Origin of the sequence: Paenibacillus sp. HW567 (genome assembly GCF_000374185.1) — a bacterium.
GTDB lineage: Bacteria > Bacillota > Bacilli > Paenibacillales > Paenibacillaceae > Paenibacillus_AQ.
In genome coordinates this window covers 4,984,927-5,000,964 of the sequence record NZ_KB910518.1, presented here as the reverse complement: position 1 = coordinate 5,000,964, position 16,038 = coordinate 4,984,927, and the positions used below count along the sequence as shown (strand labels likewise).

Below are 16,038 nucleotides of genomic sequence, written 5' to 3'. Positions count from 1 at the left end.
CGGTGTTGACGCTATAAAGGACGGTGTAGACGGTTCTTCTTGCTTCGCGGTTTTTTTGCAGGGTCAGGCAGGGATGGTGCGAAGGTTGTCGAAAACAGGTATCATAAGAACTATATAAATCCAACTAATGATTCACTGAGGTGTATAATGAAGTTTTCATCAACAAAGGCAGCGGCAGCAATTGTCGTGCTGCTGCTGCTGATTGCTATAGTACCTATAAGTATTGCAGTGCAATGGGGAGGAAAGACGGGGCAGTCCTTACCGGAGTGGGAGCTGAAATGGGACTATGGAAACATTGATAGTCCCAGTGAGGCGGCGGGGGTTCCGGATGACGAGTGGGTCAAGATTGCTTCGGGGGCTGCCAGACCGCTGCCTCCGGCAGGTGTCACGGCTGCCTGGCTGCGGTTTACTTTGCCGGCGGCGGAAGAGAACTCAGCACTGCTGATTAATAAAATATACGGAAATACCGTCAAGGCTTATATGAACAACAAGCTTATCTATGATTCCCAGGAGATCATTAATTATAATGGAAGCAAGGCACTGATCCCTCTGTCCGGTAAAGAGGGGAAGTCCCAGCTCTACCTGTGGAGCAGCGGGGGCGATAAGGGCTTTGGTGTAGAGGGCAGCATCACGGCGGGAAGCTACGGCAAGCTGCTGGCTTTTTACGTAAAACAGGATCTGGTGGATATTGTAATCGGTGCAGCCCTTCTGTTCATGGGAGTGGCACTCATGGTCTGTCTGGTATTTCTTCGGCTGGATTTTTTCAAGGGCGGATTCTTGCTTGTGCTGGTGATTCTGTCCTTCGGAGTATTGCTGATCACCTACTCGCCGTTTCTGCCGCTAATTATGGGCAACGGGGGCCGGCTGACCGAAATCTGCTTTGATCTGGCTCTATTTACGCTGCTGCCGGCATTTACATTTTATTTTGAGCAAATTTTCGGACCCGGCAAGCACGGCTGGATCATCCGGCTGCGTAAATTTCAGCTAGGTTATTCGCTATTCTGTCTGGGATTTCTAATATTGAATGCTGTGCTGTCTTTTCGGCTGGACAGTGTGTACCGGTTCACCACTGTGGACATTCTCGGCGTAATGATGATTATACAGTTTCTATTTCTGATGTATGTGGCTATTCATGCTGCTCTCAATGGTAACCGGGATGCGCTTATTTTCTCGGTGGGCTTCGTTGTGTTTGCGGTAATGTCGCTCAGCGAGCTGATTCTGTACTATGCCTCCAATGAGAGATACCATCTCTTCTGCTGGAAGTGGGGCGTGGTGGTGTTCATTCTTTCGCTGATCGTCATCCTGGGAAGAAGGTTTGCAAGCAACTACGAACAGGCTGTGAATTATTCCCAGGAGCTGGAGAAATTCAATAATGACTTGCAGCGTTCGGAGAAAATGGAGATTATCAGCGAGCTTGCCGCTTCGGTGGCCCATGAGGTGCGCAATCCGCTTCAGGTTACCCGCGGTTTCCTGCAGATTCTTGGAGAACGCTCCGCCGAGAAGGAGAAAGAGTATCTGCACATGGCTCTGGAGGAGCTGGATAGAGCTTCCGTAATCATTACGGACTTTCTGACCTTTGCCAAACCCGGGATGGATACGCTGGATAACTTTGAGGTATCGCGGGAACTGGAGCATGTCTCCGGCATACTGGTGCCGCTGGCCAACCTGCAGGGGGGAACGATAGAGCTTAAGCTGCAGAGCGGTCTTCAAGTGCTGGGCAGCACGTCCAAATTCAAGCAGGCCTTTATAAATCTGATCAAAAATTCGATTGAATCCTTGCAGGAGAATGGTCTGATTACCATTGCCGCGTGGAGATCGGGCGGGCATGTTGTAATCAGTGTGCAGGATAACGGAGAAGGCATGAAGGTCAGTGAATTGGCCCGGCTGGGCGAACCCTATTATTCCAACAAAACCAAGGGAACGGGCCTCGGGCTAATGGTTACCTTCCGGATTATTGAAGCCATGAACGGCTCGATTCATTTTCAGAGTAAAAAAGGGGAAGGCACAGAGGTTATCGTCAAATTGCCATCATCCGTAAAAATTTAGGAGTTTTTTCGGGAAATTCCGTTTTTTTAAAGGGATGGGCTGTGGATGAAGCGAAATAGTACAATAACAGAACGTTGCTTCTGAAACTTTCTTCTGAGGTGCTTGCATGCGCTTGTTTGCTAGAGTTATTCACCTGACAGCGGTGTTGATCTTGCTTCTGATGACCTGCGGTTCGCTCCTGGTAACGGCAGACAACCGCTCCGCCTCCAAAGAAATCACAAGCTGGCAAATGAAATGGGGAGAAGACGGTGATAACGGCCGAGAGGTTCCGGTGTCGGATCACCACGGCTGGATGAATATCAATGCCGCTCTGGGGACGCCGGAGCTCCCGGACGGGGTGTCCTCCGCATGGACGCGGATTGAACTGCCGAAATATGAATACGCCGCACCTTCAATATATATTAATACGCTGTATGCGCTGCATGTTAAGGTGTATCAGCAGCAGAAGCTGATCTTCGAGGGCGACCGAAGTTATATTCACGACAACTATTCACTGCTCATTCCGCTGAGTGATGCAACTCACGGCACTACCTTGTACATATGGACAGAGACGCTGCAGGAGCGCATCGGGATCAAAGAGCGGGCAGTGCTTGGCGAGCATAGTGTCCTGATCAAGGATTATGTAAAAAATGGCCTTGTCGATATCATTTTGGGCGGCGCGTTCCTGTTCGTGGCGCTGGTCATGTTTGTATGCGCATTTTATCTGAACAGGGAGTATTTCTCTGTAGCTTCTTCCTTGTCTATAGTGATCGCCTCCACCGGGGTTCTGTCGATTACGTATTCACCTTTTATGTATACCTTCTATAGTTATTTAGGTCCCGTTAGCGTCGTCTTTTTTGATCTGGCGCTGCTGTCGCTGTTGCCGTCGCTGACCTTTCTGTTTGAGAAAATATTCGGCAGCGGCAAGCTGGGCATCATCCGGAGGTTCCGTAAATTTCAGGTCACCTACTCCTTATTCTGCTTGACCTTTTTGGTCATTAATCTCCTGTCGGGCAACCGCTTTGTAGAATTCTATTATTTCATCTCCACCGCCGTTGTTGGTGTGATCATGATTGTGCAGTTCATCCTGCTGGTTGCTTGTGTCATCCTGTTCTCCCTGCGGGGCAACAAGGATGCGATCACCTTCGCCATTGGCTTCGGAACTGCCGCTTGTACCGGGGTGGCCGAACTGGTCTGGTATTATATCCGGGGCGGAAATTATGATCTGGTCTACTGGAAGTGGGCGCTGGTGGTGTTCATTCTTTCGCTGATCATTATTCTGGGCCGCAGGCTGGCCTTGAACCATCAGCAGGTCGTCAAATATTCACGGGAGCTGGAGCTGTTCAACAACGAGCTGCAGCGCTCCGAGAAAATGGAGATCATCAGCGAATTGGCCGCCTCCGTTGCGCATGAGGTACGCAATCCGCTGCAGGTGACCAGAGGATTTCTGCAATTGCTCAGCGAGAAATCGTCGGCTGATGAGCGAAGATATTTGTTCATGGCCCTCAGCGAGCTGGACCGTGCGGCCAATATCATTACGGATTTTCTTACATTTGCCAAACCGGAGTTTGAGCAAGTCTCTCTGCTGAGCGTCTATGATGAATGCAAGCATATCGAGAGCATTTTGCTGCCGCTGTGTCATTTGAACGGGGGCAAGATGGTGCTGGAGGTTGGAGAGGATTTATGGGTGAAGGGCAATTCCTCCAAATTCAAGCAGGCCTTCATCAATATCATCAAGAACAGCATTGAGTCGCTGGGGGATGAAGGGCTGATCTCTATTATGGCCTATGCCAGAGGGAACAAAGTATACATTCACATCAAGGATAACGGAGCAGGCATGGAGCCGGGGGTTCTGAGCAGGCTGGGTGAGCCGTATTTCTCCTCCAACAAAACGAAGGGAACGGGACTTGGACTCATGGTTACGTTTCGGATTATTGAGGCGATGGGAGGCGAGGTCCGGTTTATCAGCAGAAAAGGAGCCGGCACCGAGTCCATTACTACTCTGCCGTTGGCAGAAGCTCCGGATGGTGCTGGCTCCCTATGAGATTTAAGCTGAATTATAATATCTTACCAGGTACCTTGTGGTTTGATGTCTGCTTTCACTACGCCTGAAGCTGGACTGGGGGGAATGACCAGGTAGAACTCATTTGAGCCTTCCTCAACCGTTTTGAGAGTAATATGATCGGGAAGATTGATGCCTAGCGCTTCTTTGAGGGCTGCTTTTGGATCTGTGAGTAATCTTTGCTTGAACCCCGGATCTTCCCATGCCTTCTGAATCACTTGATTTCTGAGAATTGCTTCTGACAAAATAATCACCCTTCCCAAAATGGTTATATTTTCCTGATCAGTATAGCATAGGCCTTTCTATTATTCTACCTCTAATTTCCTAGTTTTTAAGAGTTCATGTTCTTGGATAACCAGTAGCTGAGACCTCCGCCCTGCAAAAGCTGCTTCTCTGCTTCGATGGCAGCGGCGATATGCTGTAAATTCTTCACAAGCACCTGATGGAATGAGGCCAGATGAGGCACATTCAAATGGTACTCCTCCAGGCTCCTGTGGTTGGCAAGGGCCACTTCGGCATAAGCCGTAAGTCCTCCTGTTGTGAAAATATAATCCTTCACCTGCCCTTTGGTAAGCGTATCCAACCCAGGCCCAAGATGATGACGCACCAGCGACAGCAGACAGTTATAGCTGCCCTCTGCGAGATCCTGCTCCCAATCCTCATAATCGTCGAGCATTTGCAGGGTGAACAGAACTACATGGATCATATCCTCGGCTTCCTTAATGAGAGAGGAATTGCCTGTGTGCAGCAGGACGGCGGTGCTGGAGAGCTTCAAGGGACTGGCTTTATGGGCGATTTTGATCACGTTATTCTGATAATAATCACTGCCCGTCTCTCCGGCCACACTGTCTGCCCATTCGGTAATATAACGGTTGAAGCACGGCCAGAAGGGGGAAGCTGCCGGGAAAAGCGGTCTGTATTTATTCATAAACTCTACATGGAACAGATTGGCCAGCGGCAGCAGCTTGGCAGGTGTGGATTCACCGCTGTCCATCAGATCATCCTGAATGAAGAAATACAGCATGGCAAAGATGTTGCCCACCGACATTTGGCGGGTGTCCTCCCGGGTAAGGCCATATCCGTCCCTGAACCAGAACGGGAGAAGATAACAGATGTAGTTCTTGTGGCTTCCTGCGCCAAATACGTTGAACTGATCGAGATAGGACAACCCTTGAGCCTGAAGCGGTTCTGGAAATTCGGAGATGATAGCGCTGCATTCCAGAAACACCAAACGGAGCTCTTCTTCGTAATCGTGCAGCCAATCCATAGTTTTGTCCCCTGTCATTTTGTAATATTCAGGAAAAAAGTGGGTATTTGTCATGATTATAGTCTTCCAGATCGGCGATTTCAATCAGAATTTGAGAGTTAAAGCAAAGTATGATTAGGAGAAGGGGGAACAGGTATGGAGAAGATTGTATTTGGACTGGTAGGCGGGGGCTGGCGTGCAGAATTTTATCTGCGGATCGCCAGAGAGCTGCCGGAGCGGTTCGCCGTAGGCGCAATGTACGTCCGCAACTGGGAGAAGGCGGAAGCCTTGAGCAGAACCTGGGGAGTCCGGGTATACACCACATTTGAGGAATTTATTGCGGCAGGAGCCTATTCCTTCACCGTTGTCAGCTTGAAAAAGGAGATCAGCACAGCGTATGTAATCAGGCTGGCCGAAGCCGGAATTCCGGTGCTGGCCGAAACGCCTCCCGCGCCGGATTTGGAGCAATTGATAGAGCTGTGGAACCGGGTAGGCCGCTTCGCCACCCTTCAGATCGCTGAGCAGTATTTGTTCCAGCCCATGCATGCGGCAAGAATTGCGCTGGCTGCTTCGGGACGGCTGGGCGCCATCAGCCAGGCTCAGGTGTCGGCTGCGCACGGCTATCACGGAATCAGTCTGATCCGGCATCTGCTGGGCACCGGCTTTCGGAACGTCAGCATCCGGGCGCACAATTTCTGCTCCTCTATTATAAAAGGACCGGAGCGGAGTGTGCTGCCGTCAGCCGAAGAAACGGTGGAGAGCGTACAGCTACTTGCCACTTTGGACTTTGGAGACAAGCTGGGAGTGTTCGATTTCACCCGTGACCAGTATTTCTCATGGATTCGCCGAAGCCGGGTTCTGGTGCGCGGGGAACGCGGGGAGCTTTCGAACGAGGATGTATCCTGGCTGCAAAGCTATGATACACCGCTGTACAGCAAGCTGCAGCGGATCGACGCCGGACATGGCGGCAATCTGGAGGGCTTTTACCTTAAGGGCATTATGGCTGACGGTGAATGGCTGTACCGCAATCCCTTTGCTCCGGCCCGGCTCTCGGAGGAGGAGCTTGCCATTGCGGAATGCCTTGTCCGGATGCAGCAGCATATTGAGGGCGGGCCTTCGTTCTACAGTCTGGCCGAAGCCAGCCAGGACCAATACCTGGCACTGCTTCTGGAGCAGGCGGCGTTGAGCGGGCAGACGGTTGTTTCACAGAGCCAGCCCTGGACGGAGTGAACGGCAGAAATGCGGCTGAATCATTGAAGGCTGCTCTATCCGCAAGATTTTTGCGGATAGAGCAGCCTTTTGTCGGTGTGCCGGACCTCTACTATAGATAAATAATGTTACAACGCCTTAGTTTCGGCCAGCTCTGCCGCCAGCTTGCTGTATTCGGCGCGGAGCCGGGCAAGCCTTGAGACGCTCTGCTCCAGGCCGCCTAGCCGGTTGCGCTGAAGCCAGATCTGCCGGTAGTGATGCAGCAGAATATCGAGGTCCTTGATCTGCCGGCGGATCAGCGCTGCATTTAGTTTCTCCGGCTCTGAGGCCAGCAGTAATTTAATCCGGCCAAGCTGTACCGCATGTTGTACAAAATGAATGCCGTTTCGCAGTTCTTCAATAACTAGAGCGGCATCTTCGCATTCCAGCGTTAGATCCTCAAGCCTATCCTCTACTTCGCTGATATACTGCTCCAAATGATCGAAATGTCCGGCTGTAAGCTTCAAGGCAAGCCCCACATTGTGCAGCAGGGTGCGCATCAGCATCGACAGCTCCGTATCGTTCGGACGGGAAATCCCGGATTCAAGCTTATAATAGTTCCCGAGATCGAGCAGCAATTGTCCAATCTTCCCCGAACGGTCATAGAATACGGAGGTATTCAGATATTCGGCAACATCTGCCTCAAGATTGTTCTCTACATTCCATGCTACCCCCGCACCATATACAAATCCGGCATAGCTGACCGGCAGGTGCTGCCAGTGTCCGAAGTCCCCCCAATCGGTGATAAGGTAGCCAATGGCACCATTATTCTTGCCGTGAATCGCGGCGCTCCGCAGATTGGCCAGCATATTGTCACTGCGTCCCGTGAGAGAATTCCAGGAGCTGGTCCCCGGGCAGACGTAGAAAGGAATGTCCGCTTCCTTGAATTTCAGCGTTTCCGCCTCGAACGGGTGCTCTGCGCCATACCCCCACTCCATGGCAATAATATCCTTGGGAAGCTGGGGAATCAGCTCGGGATGCTGGAGAATAATGTCGCCCCAGAATTGCATAGTTTTGCCGCGCTCCAGGACAAGCCCATGAATTTTCTGAAGAAAAGACAAGTATAGCTGGCCTTTGCCTTTTGAGTCTGCCGTGGCCTTGCTCTTGCCAAGCCCAAGCTCATACGTCTCATCACAGCCGACATTGAACAGCTTTGAGGAGAAGTAAGGAAGCAGGTCATCATACATTGTGCCTAGTAGTCCAAGCACTTCAGGATTTTCGGTGTGGAACGTTCCCGGGTGCATGAATAGTCCCTCCGGGTACATGTCATTATCGTACATGTGTTTCGGGAACATAAAACCTTCGGAAATTTCCGCCAGGTCATTGAACTCCGGACGGGTCAGCCAGCCCTCCATGTGCCCGAAGCTGTTTTGATTCGGAACAAGCTCAATATAACGCTCGCGGCAGTAAGCATCCAGCAGCAGAATTTCTTCACCGGTAATAGGGGTTTCCAGCTCCCAGACCTGAGGGAAGGACTCATAGGCGAATGGAGAACCTTCTATATATAGCTGCAATTGGTTCAGCTTCAAATCGGCCATGAAATCTATGATCCGGTACAGGGTGTCCAGCTTGGGAATTTTGTTGCGGCTGATGTCGAGCATAATTCCTCTCGCGGGGAAATCCGGTTGGTCGCTGATCTGCAGAAAAGGCACTTCTCTGCCGCATTGCCGAATAATCTGTTTCAATGTGGCTACAGCATAAAAGGCCCCTTCCGGTGAGCCGTAGGTTACGGAAATTCCGTTCTCCCCTACGTGGAGCTCATAGCCCTGCTGTGGCAGCAGAGGACTATAACTAAAGTAGTAGACGGGGCGGACAGATGGACGCGTGCCTACAGATAGAGGCACATTCAACTGAAGCGTCTGTGACAGCAGGAGTTGAAGCTTGCGGGCGGCTGGGATTACGGCACGGTCCTCCTCCCTGCCAAGAACGATACTGCCTTTGGCGGGAAGATGGAACTGGCCCTCAGACCAAACTATTGACCGCGGGTGGGGAAGAAGATGCAGACTGTGTGGCTTAGACATTAGCGTGGACACCTCTTGTTCATGTAGAATATGATCATCTTTAGAATTAACCATATCACTCTGAAACAGTGGGAGGAATACATTGTATGCCCAAGGTCATGGATTATATGATCAGTCCATACCCCATAAGGATTATTGATCCCAAGGTGGAATCCTCCAAGCTTAGGCTGAAGTCGATCCAGATTGGGCAAGCAGGTCATTTGCCGGGAAGAACCCTGTTTCGATCGAACGTAGTATTCGGGCATTGGGCCCTTGTCTATATTGGATCGGGGAACGGGACTTATACGGAGAACAATGGCAAGACACAACAGGTTCGCGGCGGCAGCCTGTTTTTCTTCCGTCCGGGCTGTACCTATAGCTTTGGTCCTCCGCCAGGCGGAAGCTGGGACGAATATTATATTAATTTTAGCGGAACCCGGGTTGCGGAATGGCTGGAGGCAGGACTAATAGCGGGGGGAGCTGTTTTTCAGAACAATAACAATGCGGTGCAGGGTCTTTCGGCCTTGTTCGAGCAGGTGCTGGAGCTGATGGATGGCGGCGCCCCCGCAGATGCCGACCGGGCGGCCCTGGTGCTGGAGAGCATGCTGCTGGAGTGTTCGCCCATTATCCGGGACAATCAGCGGACTTGGCAGACATCGCTCATGCCGCAAATCCGCGAGGATTTGAACTCCTGTATTTATGGGACGCTGGACCTTTCGGAGATTGCCGCCAAACATCATATCTCCATGTCGACGCTTCGCCGCCTTGTACGCCGCAGCAGCGGCTACCCGCTGCATGAATATGTCCACCGGCTGAGGATGGCGGAAGCCAAGCATTTGCTGCTCAATACTTCTCTGCAGGTCAAAGAAATCTCCGGGCTGCTTCATTACAGCGATTCTTTTTACTTCTCAAGGTTATTCAAGAAATATATGGGAGTATCTCCGCTGATTTGCCGCAACAATCTATAATTATCGACATGATTCTACTTTGTACAGCAGAAGATTGTCGGAATTTGGTATTTTTTATTGACACTTGCAAAAATGTGGTGCTATTATTTAGATAATATTAGCAGTTTTTACGATAGTTCTTAAAGACTATGCCGGAGATGAAGCCATGAGGGAATTTTACTGCATCAGTTGCTGCAGTCTCCATAAGGTGGACACACGGAACAATAATGTGCGGATTTTGTCCACCGGGTATCATATCGTTGGCGAACAGCGCTATCAGATTTGTATTTGCAATTCATCCAAGTTGCCTGAAGATGTGCCAGCGGTAGCCGATTAGACTGCGGAAGACTGGAATGATTAGGACAACCACAGATATAACAGCCGTAGCAGCCTGTCCATTTTTTTGTGGGCGGGCTGCTTTATGTGCTCTTGTAAATCCCTGAAATTTATGAATTCGCTATCATTTGCAGCGGTGGATGGCTTTTAATAAAAAAACGAAAAAAAAAGCCCGAAAATATGAAATTCATCTGAAATGAAAACGTTATCAGCAAAAAAGGGAACTTGTTATTGTGATTTTTCTCATGTATGATGCTGTTAAACAAAGCTTAAAGAAAGCTTAAAATAAGCTCGCATTTTCCACAAACTGGAGAATTGGGTGGTGGGATGAAAATTAAGTCAACCGCGGAAGACAGAATGATTTCTTTTTACAGAATTTTTTCTTTGTCCCTCACATCACTCATGTACCTCATGGATCACACGGGGCCTTCCGTCAGCTATAAATCCCTATTAATCATGGCACTTTTCTTATTCGCCCAAGTATTTACAATCGTGTACCGGAGGCTGCGTAAATGGCCGCGTTATCTCATGCTTGCTGTAAGCATAGAAATGGCTGGGATCATTGCATTGATGTTATTTACTGGAGGGTATGACAGCTCATTCAAAATGTATGTGCTTAATCCTGTGCTGATTGCGGCAGGATCATTGTCATTTTATTTTGGCTGGACTCTACTCCTGAGTTATATCGCTATAGTGGCTGTTAGCTGCTATCTTTTCTTGAATTCTGCCGGCAGAACCTTCTCGGAAGTTGTACTTGAGAACGGCAACCTGTTTCTAGCCCTGGTACTTACGGTTATAATTATGCAAATGGTTAACCGGATTAAGCGGCAGAGGGAGGCAGCAAACGCACGGACGAACGAAACCATGGAGCATATTAAATCGCTGTATCATATCGTGGAAACCTCAAGCCAGCATGATTTCATGAACATCGGTCAGGTGATCACGGATTATGTGGTGAAGCTGACGAAGCTGGACAAAGCGCTGTTCTGGTTCGCCAAGAAGAGCGGCGAGCCTGCTCCGCAGAGCCGGCAGACCGGCTGGCAGCACGAGGAAGAACGTTTTATTTTCGGGGAGCTGGAGAAGCACGAGCACGAGTGGAGACTGCAGCGTGAGCCGGTATTCAAAAGCCTGCCCGGACTTGGAGATTTTCTGCTTATGCCTGTAAGGATGAGCACGCGTTTTGTCGGCATGATCGGCGTAAAGCTGGAAGCCACGGAAGGGCTGGAGGGCCGCAGATGGTATATTCAGCAGTTGATGTTCCTTTCAGAGCTGAGTGCGATCATTCTTGAGCGCCATGAGCTGGGCGTTATTGAGAACCGGCTGATCATCACCAACGAGCAGAACCGGATCGCCGATGAAATGCATGACAGTGTATCCCAAAGCCTGTTCGGGATTGTATATGCGACCCATTCGCTGAAGCAGACGTGGCGGAAGATGTCCGAACCCGAGCTGGAGGAGCAAATTGAGCTGATTCATGACTCGGCCACCAAGGTTGCCAAGGAGCTGCGGATTACCATCTACAGCCTAAGCTCCAAAAAAAGCGGCGGGCCCACCTGGCTGGGCATGGTCCGGTCGCATTTGAAAAGCTTGTCCAGGCTGAATGATGTGGAAATTGAGCTGAAAATAACGGGGGACGATTTCAGTCTCCCTTACCCTTACCATAAGGCGCTCTTCCGGATTATCTCGGAAGCGACAGGCAATGCCATACGTCATGGCGCGGCCAGCCGGGTGGATGTCGAGCTGTCACTCAAGCCGAAATGGATCAGACTTTCGATCATCGACGATGGTGTCGGGTTCGATACTGATCTGCTCTGGACCGAATCCGAGGATAACACCGGAGGATTAGGTATGAAGAATATGCAATATTTGGCGCAGTCTTTAGGCGGAGACTTTCAGTTGTCCAGCAGTGAGCATTCAGGCACAAGAATTTTAATTACGATACCTGTCGGCGTAACTGAATTAAAAAATGCATAAACTTTAGGCAAGGAGGTCGATCTAGTGAAAATCGTCATTGTTGATGATCACCCATTGGTGAGAAGAGGGCTTGCGGCGGTCATTTCCATGCAGGCCAATCTGCAGTTTGCCGGTGAAGCAACGAATGGTCAAGAAGCGCTTCTGGTCATTGAGGAGACGCAGCCTGATCTGGTGCTGATTGATCTCAAGCTGGCTGATGAATCAGGGCTGGATGTCATCAAGGCAGCGCGTTCGCGCGGGCTGATAAGCAAGTTTATCCTGTTGACCTCCTCGGCGAGCAGAGAGGATTTCCTGAAGGCTGAGGAAGTGCTGGTTGATGGATATGTACTGAAGGAAGCATTGCCGGAGGAGCTGCTGTTTGCCATTCAACTGGTACATAAGGGCAGAAAGTATTATGATCCCGGGCTGATGGAAGATAAGATGCGGATGAGTGGCAACAGTCCTACCGACGAACTGACTCCGAAGGAGAAGGAAGTGCTGATTGAGCTTGGGCAGGGGGCATGCAACCGGGAGATCGCCTCACGCCTGTTCATCAGCGAATTTACTGTGAAGAAGCATGTCAGCCAGATCCTGGCGAAGCTTCAGGTCGCAGACCGGACACAGGCGGCACTCTATGCCAATGCAGTCGGACTTACCAAGTATGAAATGTCATTTGACTAATAATTTATAAAAAAAATATAGGATTAGGAAACACGGAGCACGGACATGGCTGTCCGTGTTTTTTTGTGTGTTTCGGGAACAACGGCAGAAATGCCGTTGTTAGGGCCGCAGGCGGCGGGTTGGCCGGGAACAACGGCAGAAATGCCGTTGTTAGAGCCGCAGGCAGCAGATTGGCCGGGAACAACGGCAGAAATGCCGTTGTTAGGGCCGCAGGCAGCAGATTGGCCGGGAACAACGGCAGAAATGCCGTTGTTAGGGCCGCAGGCGGCGGGTTGGCCGGGAACAACGGCAGAAATGCCGTTCTTAGGGCCGCAGGCAGCAGATTGGCCGGGAACAACGGCAGAAGTGCCGTTGTTACGGCCGCAGGCAGCAGATTGGCCGGGAACAACGGCAGAAATGCCGTTGTTAGAGCCGCGGGCGGCGGGTTGGCCGGGAACAACGGCAGAAATGCCGTTCTTAGGGCCGCAGGCAGCAGATTGGCCGGAAAGAACGGCAGAAATGCCGTTGTTAGGGCTGCAGGCGGCGGGTTGGCCGGAAAGAACGGCAGAAGTGCCGTTGTTAGGGCCGCAGGCGGCGGGTTGGCTGGAAAGAACGGCAGAAATGCCGTTGCTGGAGCCGTAGCGGCTGGTTTGCCCGGAAACAACGGCAGAAATGCCGTTGTTAGGGCCGCAGGCGGCGGGTTGCCCGGAAACAACGGCAGAAATGCCGTTGTTAGGGCCGCAGGCAGCAGATTGGCCGGAAACAACGGCAGAAATGCCGTTGTTAGGGCTGCAGGCGGCGGGTTGGCCGGAAAGAACGGCAGAAGTACCGTTGTTACGTCACGGGCGGCGGGTTTTACATTGCCCAGAATCGCCAAAACCGTGGGCTGAGATCAGACTAGCAGAGCCATCTGAACATTATCTGAACAAGAAATGCGCGTTGAAATGACACCAGACGTAGCTTTTGGTGACACGGTTCCCTAGAAAATTACAGTCATATGGTACTAAAGTATACCATCGCCCCCCTCGTATGAACCAAAACGCCTCACTCGAAAGTGAAGATTAAAGTGATGGTATGACCCATGTGGGAAATCCCTCGGATTGCTAGAATAAAAGCAAGATATCTGAAATTTTCATGATTGCTTTCAGAATGTAATTAATGCGGAAGGAGGGTTACTGTGGAAAAGACGATTTTGGACTACATTAACCTGATTAAGAAGCGGTTATGGCTAATCACGGTGTTTGTATTAATCTCCTGTGCGACCACCTTCTACGTCAGCAAAAACTTCGTCGTACCTGTCTACTCAGCCTCCGGACAACTGCTCGTCAACAACGCCGCAAATGTCCCCGAGAGCAATAACCTGAATAATCTGAACTTCAGTCTCAACCTCATCGAGAGCTACAAGGAAATCATGAAGTCCCCAACGATTATGAAAAGCGTGGTAGCAGAGCATCCGGAGTTCAAACTGTCGGAGCAGCAACTGGCAGCCAAGCTGCAAATCAAGTCTTCGGATAAAAGCCAGGTCATCAACCTGAGCGTACAGGACGAGAACTACACGAAAGCGGCAACTATAGTAAACGCGGTTTCGCAGACGTTCATCCGCAGTCTCCCGGCGCTGATGAATCTGGACAATGTAACGTTCCTGACACCGGCTGATCCTGCCGATGTTCCTCAGCCGGTAAACGGCGGCTCCACGATGAACATCATCATCAGCTTTGTAGTATCGCTTATGGCGGCTGTGGGAATCATCCTGCTGCTGGAAACCCTTAACGGGACACTTCGGTCCGAGAAGGAAGCGGAATTCGATCTGGGGCTGCCTGTTATTGCCAGCATTCCTTCGATCCGCAAGCGTGATCTGGGCAAGGCGGCAAATGCGAAAGCAAGAGTAGGGGAGGGCACTTATGTTACGGCTGAATAAAAGTCTGATCGCAGACCTGAACCCTTCCTCGCATATCTCTGAATCCTTCCGCTCACTGCGTACCTACATCCGGCAGCTCGGACTGCTGAAGGGAAGCGGGGGGCAGGTGCTGCTCTTCACTTCATCGGAAGGCGGAGAAGGTAAAACAACGATTTTGTCTAATCTTGCGGTTTCCTTTGTTCAGGATGGCAAGAAGGTAGCCGTTGTGGACTGCAATCTGAGAGATCCGGCGCTGCACACCGTGTTCGAGGTAGAGGGAAGCTATGGTCTCGCCGCATATCTTGGCGGCATCGAAGAGGCCAAGGATATCGCCGTTTACGGAAACTTAGCGAATCTTGCCGTAATCCCGGCCGGCATTACCAATGTCAGTCCGCCGGATCTGCTGGGCAGCGACAAAATGGCGGCTCTCCTGGAAGAGCTGAAAGCCAGCTTTGACTTGATTCTTCTGGATTCGCCCCAAGCGTTAGAATATAGCGATGCGCGCATTCTGGCTCCGCTGTCCGACGGTCTGATCATCGTTGCGAGACACGGAAAAACGAAACGCGAATCACTGAAGAAGCTGAAAGGGCTAATGGAGCAAACGGGTGTAAAGATTCTGGGCATTGCCATGAATCAGACCAAATAGTGCTTCCGAAAAGCAAGTTTTGTACGAAGAGATTCGAGCGGAGCACATAATCTTACAAAACTTTTTTAGGAGGTAAGTGCCATGAAAAAGGTAAAAAAGGTTATTATCCCTGCTGCTGGACTAGGAACGCGCTTCCTTCCCGCGACGAAAGCAATGCCTAAGGAAATGCTGCCGATCATCAACAAACCGACCATCCAATACATCGTGGAGGAAGCGATCGCTTCCGGTATTGAAGACATTATCATCGTTACAGGTAAAGGCAAGCGGGCGATTGAAGATCATTTTGACAATGCTTTTGAGCTGGAATCCAGACTGCTGGAGGACGGCAAGCTGGAGCTGCTGAAGGAGGTTCAGCGTTCCTCCAAGGTGGAGATTCACTACATCCGGCAAAAAGAACCCAAAGGCCTCGGCCATGCGGTATGGTGCGCAAGACGTTTTATCGGAGACGAGCCCTTCGGCGTTATGCTCGGTGACGACATCGTAACCGGCAAGGTTCCATGCCTGAAGCAGTTGATTGACCAGTACGAGGATACGCAGAATTCAGTAATCGGTGTACAGGAAATTCCCGATGAATTCACGAACCGCTACGGCATTATCGAACCGGACCTGCAGGACGGACGGCTCTACCGGGTCAATAATTTTGTCGAGAAACCTCCGCTCGGAACCGCTCCTTCGAACCTGGCGATTATGGGACGGTACGTGTTCACTCCGAAGATTTTCAAGTACCTGGATCTTCAGGAAAAAGGCGCAGGCGGCGAGATTCAGCTTACCGATGCGATCCAGAAGCTGAACCAAAGCGAGCGGGTATACGCTTATAACTTCGACGGGACGAGATATGATGTCGGCGAGCGCCTTGGCTATATTTTGACCACACTGGAATTTGCGCTGCAAAGCGAGGATCTTAAGTACCAGGTAATGGACGCAATGGCGGACTGGCTCAGCAAAGAGGGACTAACTCTGAATAGCTAAGACTTGGCGTATGCTTTCGAAGCAAGTTTTGCTCGATGTGATTCATGGA

Annotated in this window: 13 protein-coding genes; 9 read left to right on the top strand and 4 right to left on the bottom strand. The window is 50.8% G+C overall.

Annotated features, from left to right (window positions below; translation table 11 throughout):
• The first annotated feature begins 147 nt into the window (after nucleotides 1–147).
• Together B212_RS0122180 and B212_RS0122175 are read left to right on the top strand one after the other, a co-directional pair.
• On the top strand, nucleotides 148–2,046 hold the full coding sequence (locus tag B212_RS0122180) for a sensor histidine kinase (RefSeq protein WP_019913316.1): 1,899 nt from the start codon (nucleotides 148–150) through the stop codon (nucleotides 2,044–2,046).
• A gap of 106 nt (nucleotides 2,047–2,152) precedes the next feature.
• Complete coding sequence (locus B212_RS0122175) at nucleotides 2,153–4,069, top strand: sensor histidine kinase (protein ID WP_019913315.1); 1,917 nt, start codon at nucleotides 2,153–2,155, stop codon at nucleotides 4,067–4,069.
• 23 nt (nucleotides 4,070–4,092) lie between these two features.
• Here the strand turns inward: B212_RS0122175 and B212_RS0122170 are convergent, their stop codons facing one another.
• Nucleotides 4,093–4,332 carry an NHLP leader peptide family RiPP precursor gene (locus B212_RS0122170; RefSeq protein ID WP_028530992.1) on the bottom strand — a complete coding sequence of 80 codons (240 nt, stop codon included), beginning with the start codon at nucleotides 4,330–4,332 and terminating at the stop codon, nucleotides 4,093–4,095.
• Nucleotides 4,333–4,418: 86 nt separating this feature from the next.
• Entirely contained in the window at nucleotides 4,419–5,354 is a 936-nt protein-coding gene (locus B212_RS0122165; protein ID WP_028530991.1) for a hypothetical protein, read from the bottom strand.
• 135 nt (nucleotides 5,355–5,489) lie between these two features.
• Here B212_RS0122165 and B212_RS0122160 point away from each other — a divergent pair, with 135 nt between their 5' ends.
• Complete coding sequence (locus tag B212_RS0122160; protein ID WP_019913312.1) at nucleotides 5,490–6,563, top strand: Gfo/Idh/MocA family protein; 1,074 nt, start codon at nucleotides 5,490–5,492, stop codon at nucleotides 6,561–6,563.
• Between the two features lie 107 nt (nucleotides 6,564–6,670).
• On the opposite strand, the gene B212_RS32190 is transcribed toward B212_RS0122160, so the two are convergent.
• Nucleotides 6,671–8,602, bottom strand: a complete 1,932-nt coding sequence (locus B212_RS32190) for a beta-N-acetylhexosaminidase (RefSeq protein ID WP_019913311.1) — start codon at nucleotides 8,600–8,602, stop codon at nucleotides 6,671–6,673.
• A gap of 86 nt (nucleotides 8,603–8,688) precedes the next feature.
• Between B212_RS32190 and B212_RS0122150 the strand changes: the two genes are divergently transcribed.
• The 3 genes from B212_RS0122150 to B212_RS0122140 all read left to right on the top strand — a co-directional run bounded on the left by B212_RS0122150 (nucleotide 8,689) and on the right by B212_RS0122140 (nucleotide 12,498).
• Complete coding sequence (locus B212_RS0122150; RefSeq protein ID WP_019913310.1) at nucleotides 8,689–9,549, top strand: AraC family transcriptional regulator; 861 nt, start codon at nucleotides 8,689–8,691, stop codon at nucleotides 9,547–9,549.
• Nucleotides 9,550–10,191: 642 nt separating this feature from the next.
• Entirely contained in the window at nucleotides 10,192–11,838 is a 1,647-nt protein-coding gene (locus tag B212_RS0122145) for a sensor histidine kinase (RefSeq protein ID WP_019913309.1), read from the top strand.
• A gap of 24 nt (nucleotides 11,839–11,862) precedes the next feature.
• Nucleotides 11,863–12,498 carry a response regulator gene (locus B212_RS0122140; RefSeq protein ID WP_019913308.1) on the top strand — a complete coding sequence of 212 codons (636 nt, stop codon included), beginning with the start codon at nucleotides 11,863–11,865 and terminating at the stop codon, nucleotides 12,496–12,498.
• Nucleotides 12,499–12,502: 4 nt separating this feature from the next.
• Here the strand turns inward: B212_RS0122140 and B212_RS34670 are convergent, their stop codons facing one another.
• Nucleotides 12,503–13,354 (bottom strand): hypothetical protein, encoded by an 852-nt coding sequence (locus tag B212_RS34670; protein ID WP_156830183.1) that lies wholly within the window; start codon nucleotides 13,352–13,354, stop codon nucleotides 12,503–12,505.
• A 300-nt stretch (nucleotides 13,355–13,654) separates the two neighbouring features.
• Between B212_RS34670 and B212_RS0122130 the strand changes: the two genes are divergently transcribed.
• The 3 genes from B212_RS0122130 to galU all read left to right on the top strand — a co-directional run bounded on the left by B212_RS0122130 (nucleotide 13,655) and on the right by galU (nucleotide 15,989).
• Nucleotides 13,655–14,395: a YveK family protein gene (locus B212_RS0122130; protein ID WP_019913306.1), complete on the top strand. Its 741-nt coding sequence runs from the start codon at nucleotides 13,655–13,657 to the stop codon at nucleotides 14,393–14,395.
• Nucleotides 14,379–15,020 (top strand): CpsD/CapB family tyrosine-protein kinase, encoded by a 642-nt coding sequence (locus B212_RS0122125; RefSeq protein WP_019913305.1) that lies wholly within the window; start codon nucleotides 14,379–14,381, stop codon nucleotides 15,018–15,020. The genes B212_RS0122130 and B212_RS0122125 overlap by 17 nt, the downstream gene beginning before the upstream one ends.
• A gap of 81 nt (nucleotides 15,021–15,101) precedes the next feature.
• On the top strand, nucleotides 15,102–15,989 hold the full coding sequence (gene galU, locus B212_RS0122120; RefSeq protein WP_019913304.1) for a UTP--glucose-1-phosphate uridylyltransferase GalU: 888 nt from the start codon (nucleotides 15,102–15,104) through the stop codon (nucleotides 15,987–15,989).
• Nucleotides 15,990–16,038 lie beyond the last annotated feature (49 nt).

Coding starts and splice junctions, on each gene's coding strand:
- B212_RS0122180 (WP_019913316.1), top strand. CDS start 148: ATGAAGTTTTCATCAACAAAGGCAGCGGCAGCAATTGTCGTGCTGCTG.
- B212_RS0122175 (WP_019913315.1), top strand. CDS start 2,153: ATGCGCTTGTTTGCTAGAGTTATTCACCTGACAGCGGTGTTGATCTTG.
- B212_RS0122165 (WP_028530991.1), bottom strand. CDS start 5,354: ATGGATTGGCTGCACGATTACGAAGAAGAGCTCCGTTTGGTGTTTCTG.
- B212_RS0122160 (WP_019913312.1), top strand. CDS start 5,490: ATGGAGAAGATTGTATTTGGACTGGTAGGCGGGGGCTGGCGTGCAGAA.
- B212_RS32190 (WP_019913311.1), bottom strand. CDS start 8,602: ATGTCTAAGCCACACAGTCTGCATCTTCTTCCCCACCCGCGGTCAATA.
- B212_RS0122150 (WP_019913310.1), top strand. CDS start 8,689: ATGCCCAAGGTCATGGATTATATGATCAGTCCATACCCCATAAGGATT.
- B212_RS0122145 (WP_019913309.1), top strand. CDS start 10,192: ATGAAAATTAAGTCAACCGCGGAAGACAGAATGATTTCTTTTTACAGA.
- B212_RS0122125 (WP_019913305.1), top strand. CDS start 14,379: ATGTTACGGCTGAATAAAAGTCTGATCGCAGACCTGAACCCTTCCTCG.
- galU (WP_019913304.1), top strand. CDS start 15,102: ATGAAAAAGGTAAAAAAGGTTATTATCCCTGCTGCTGGACTAGGAACG.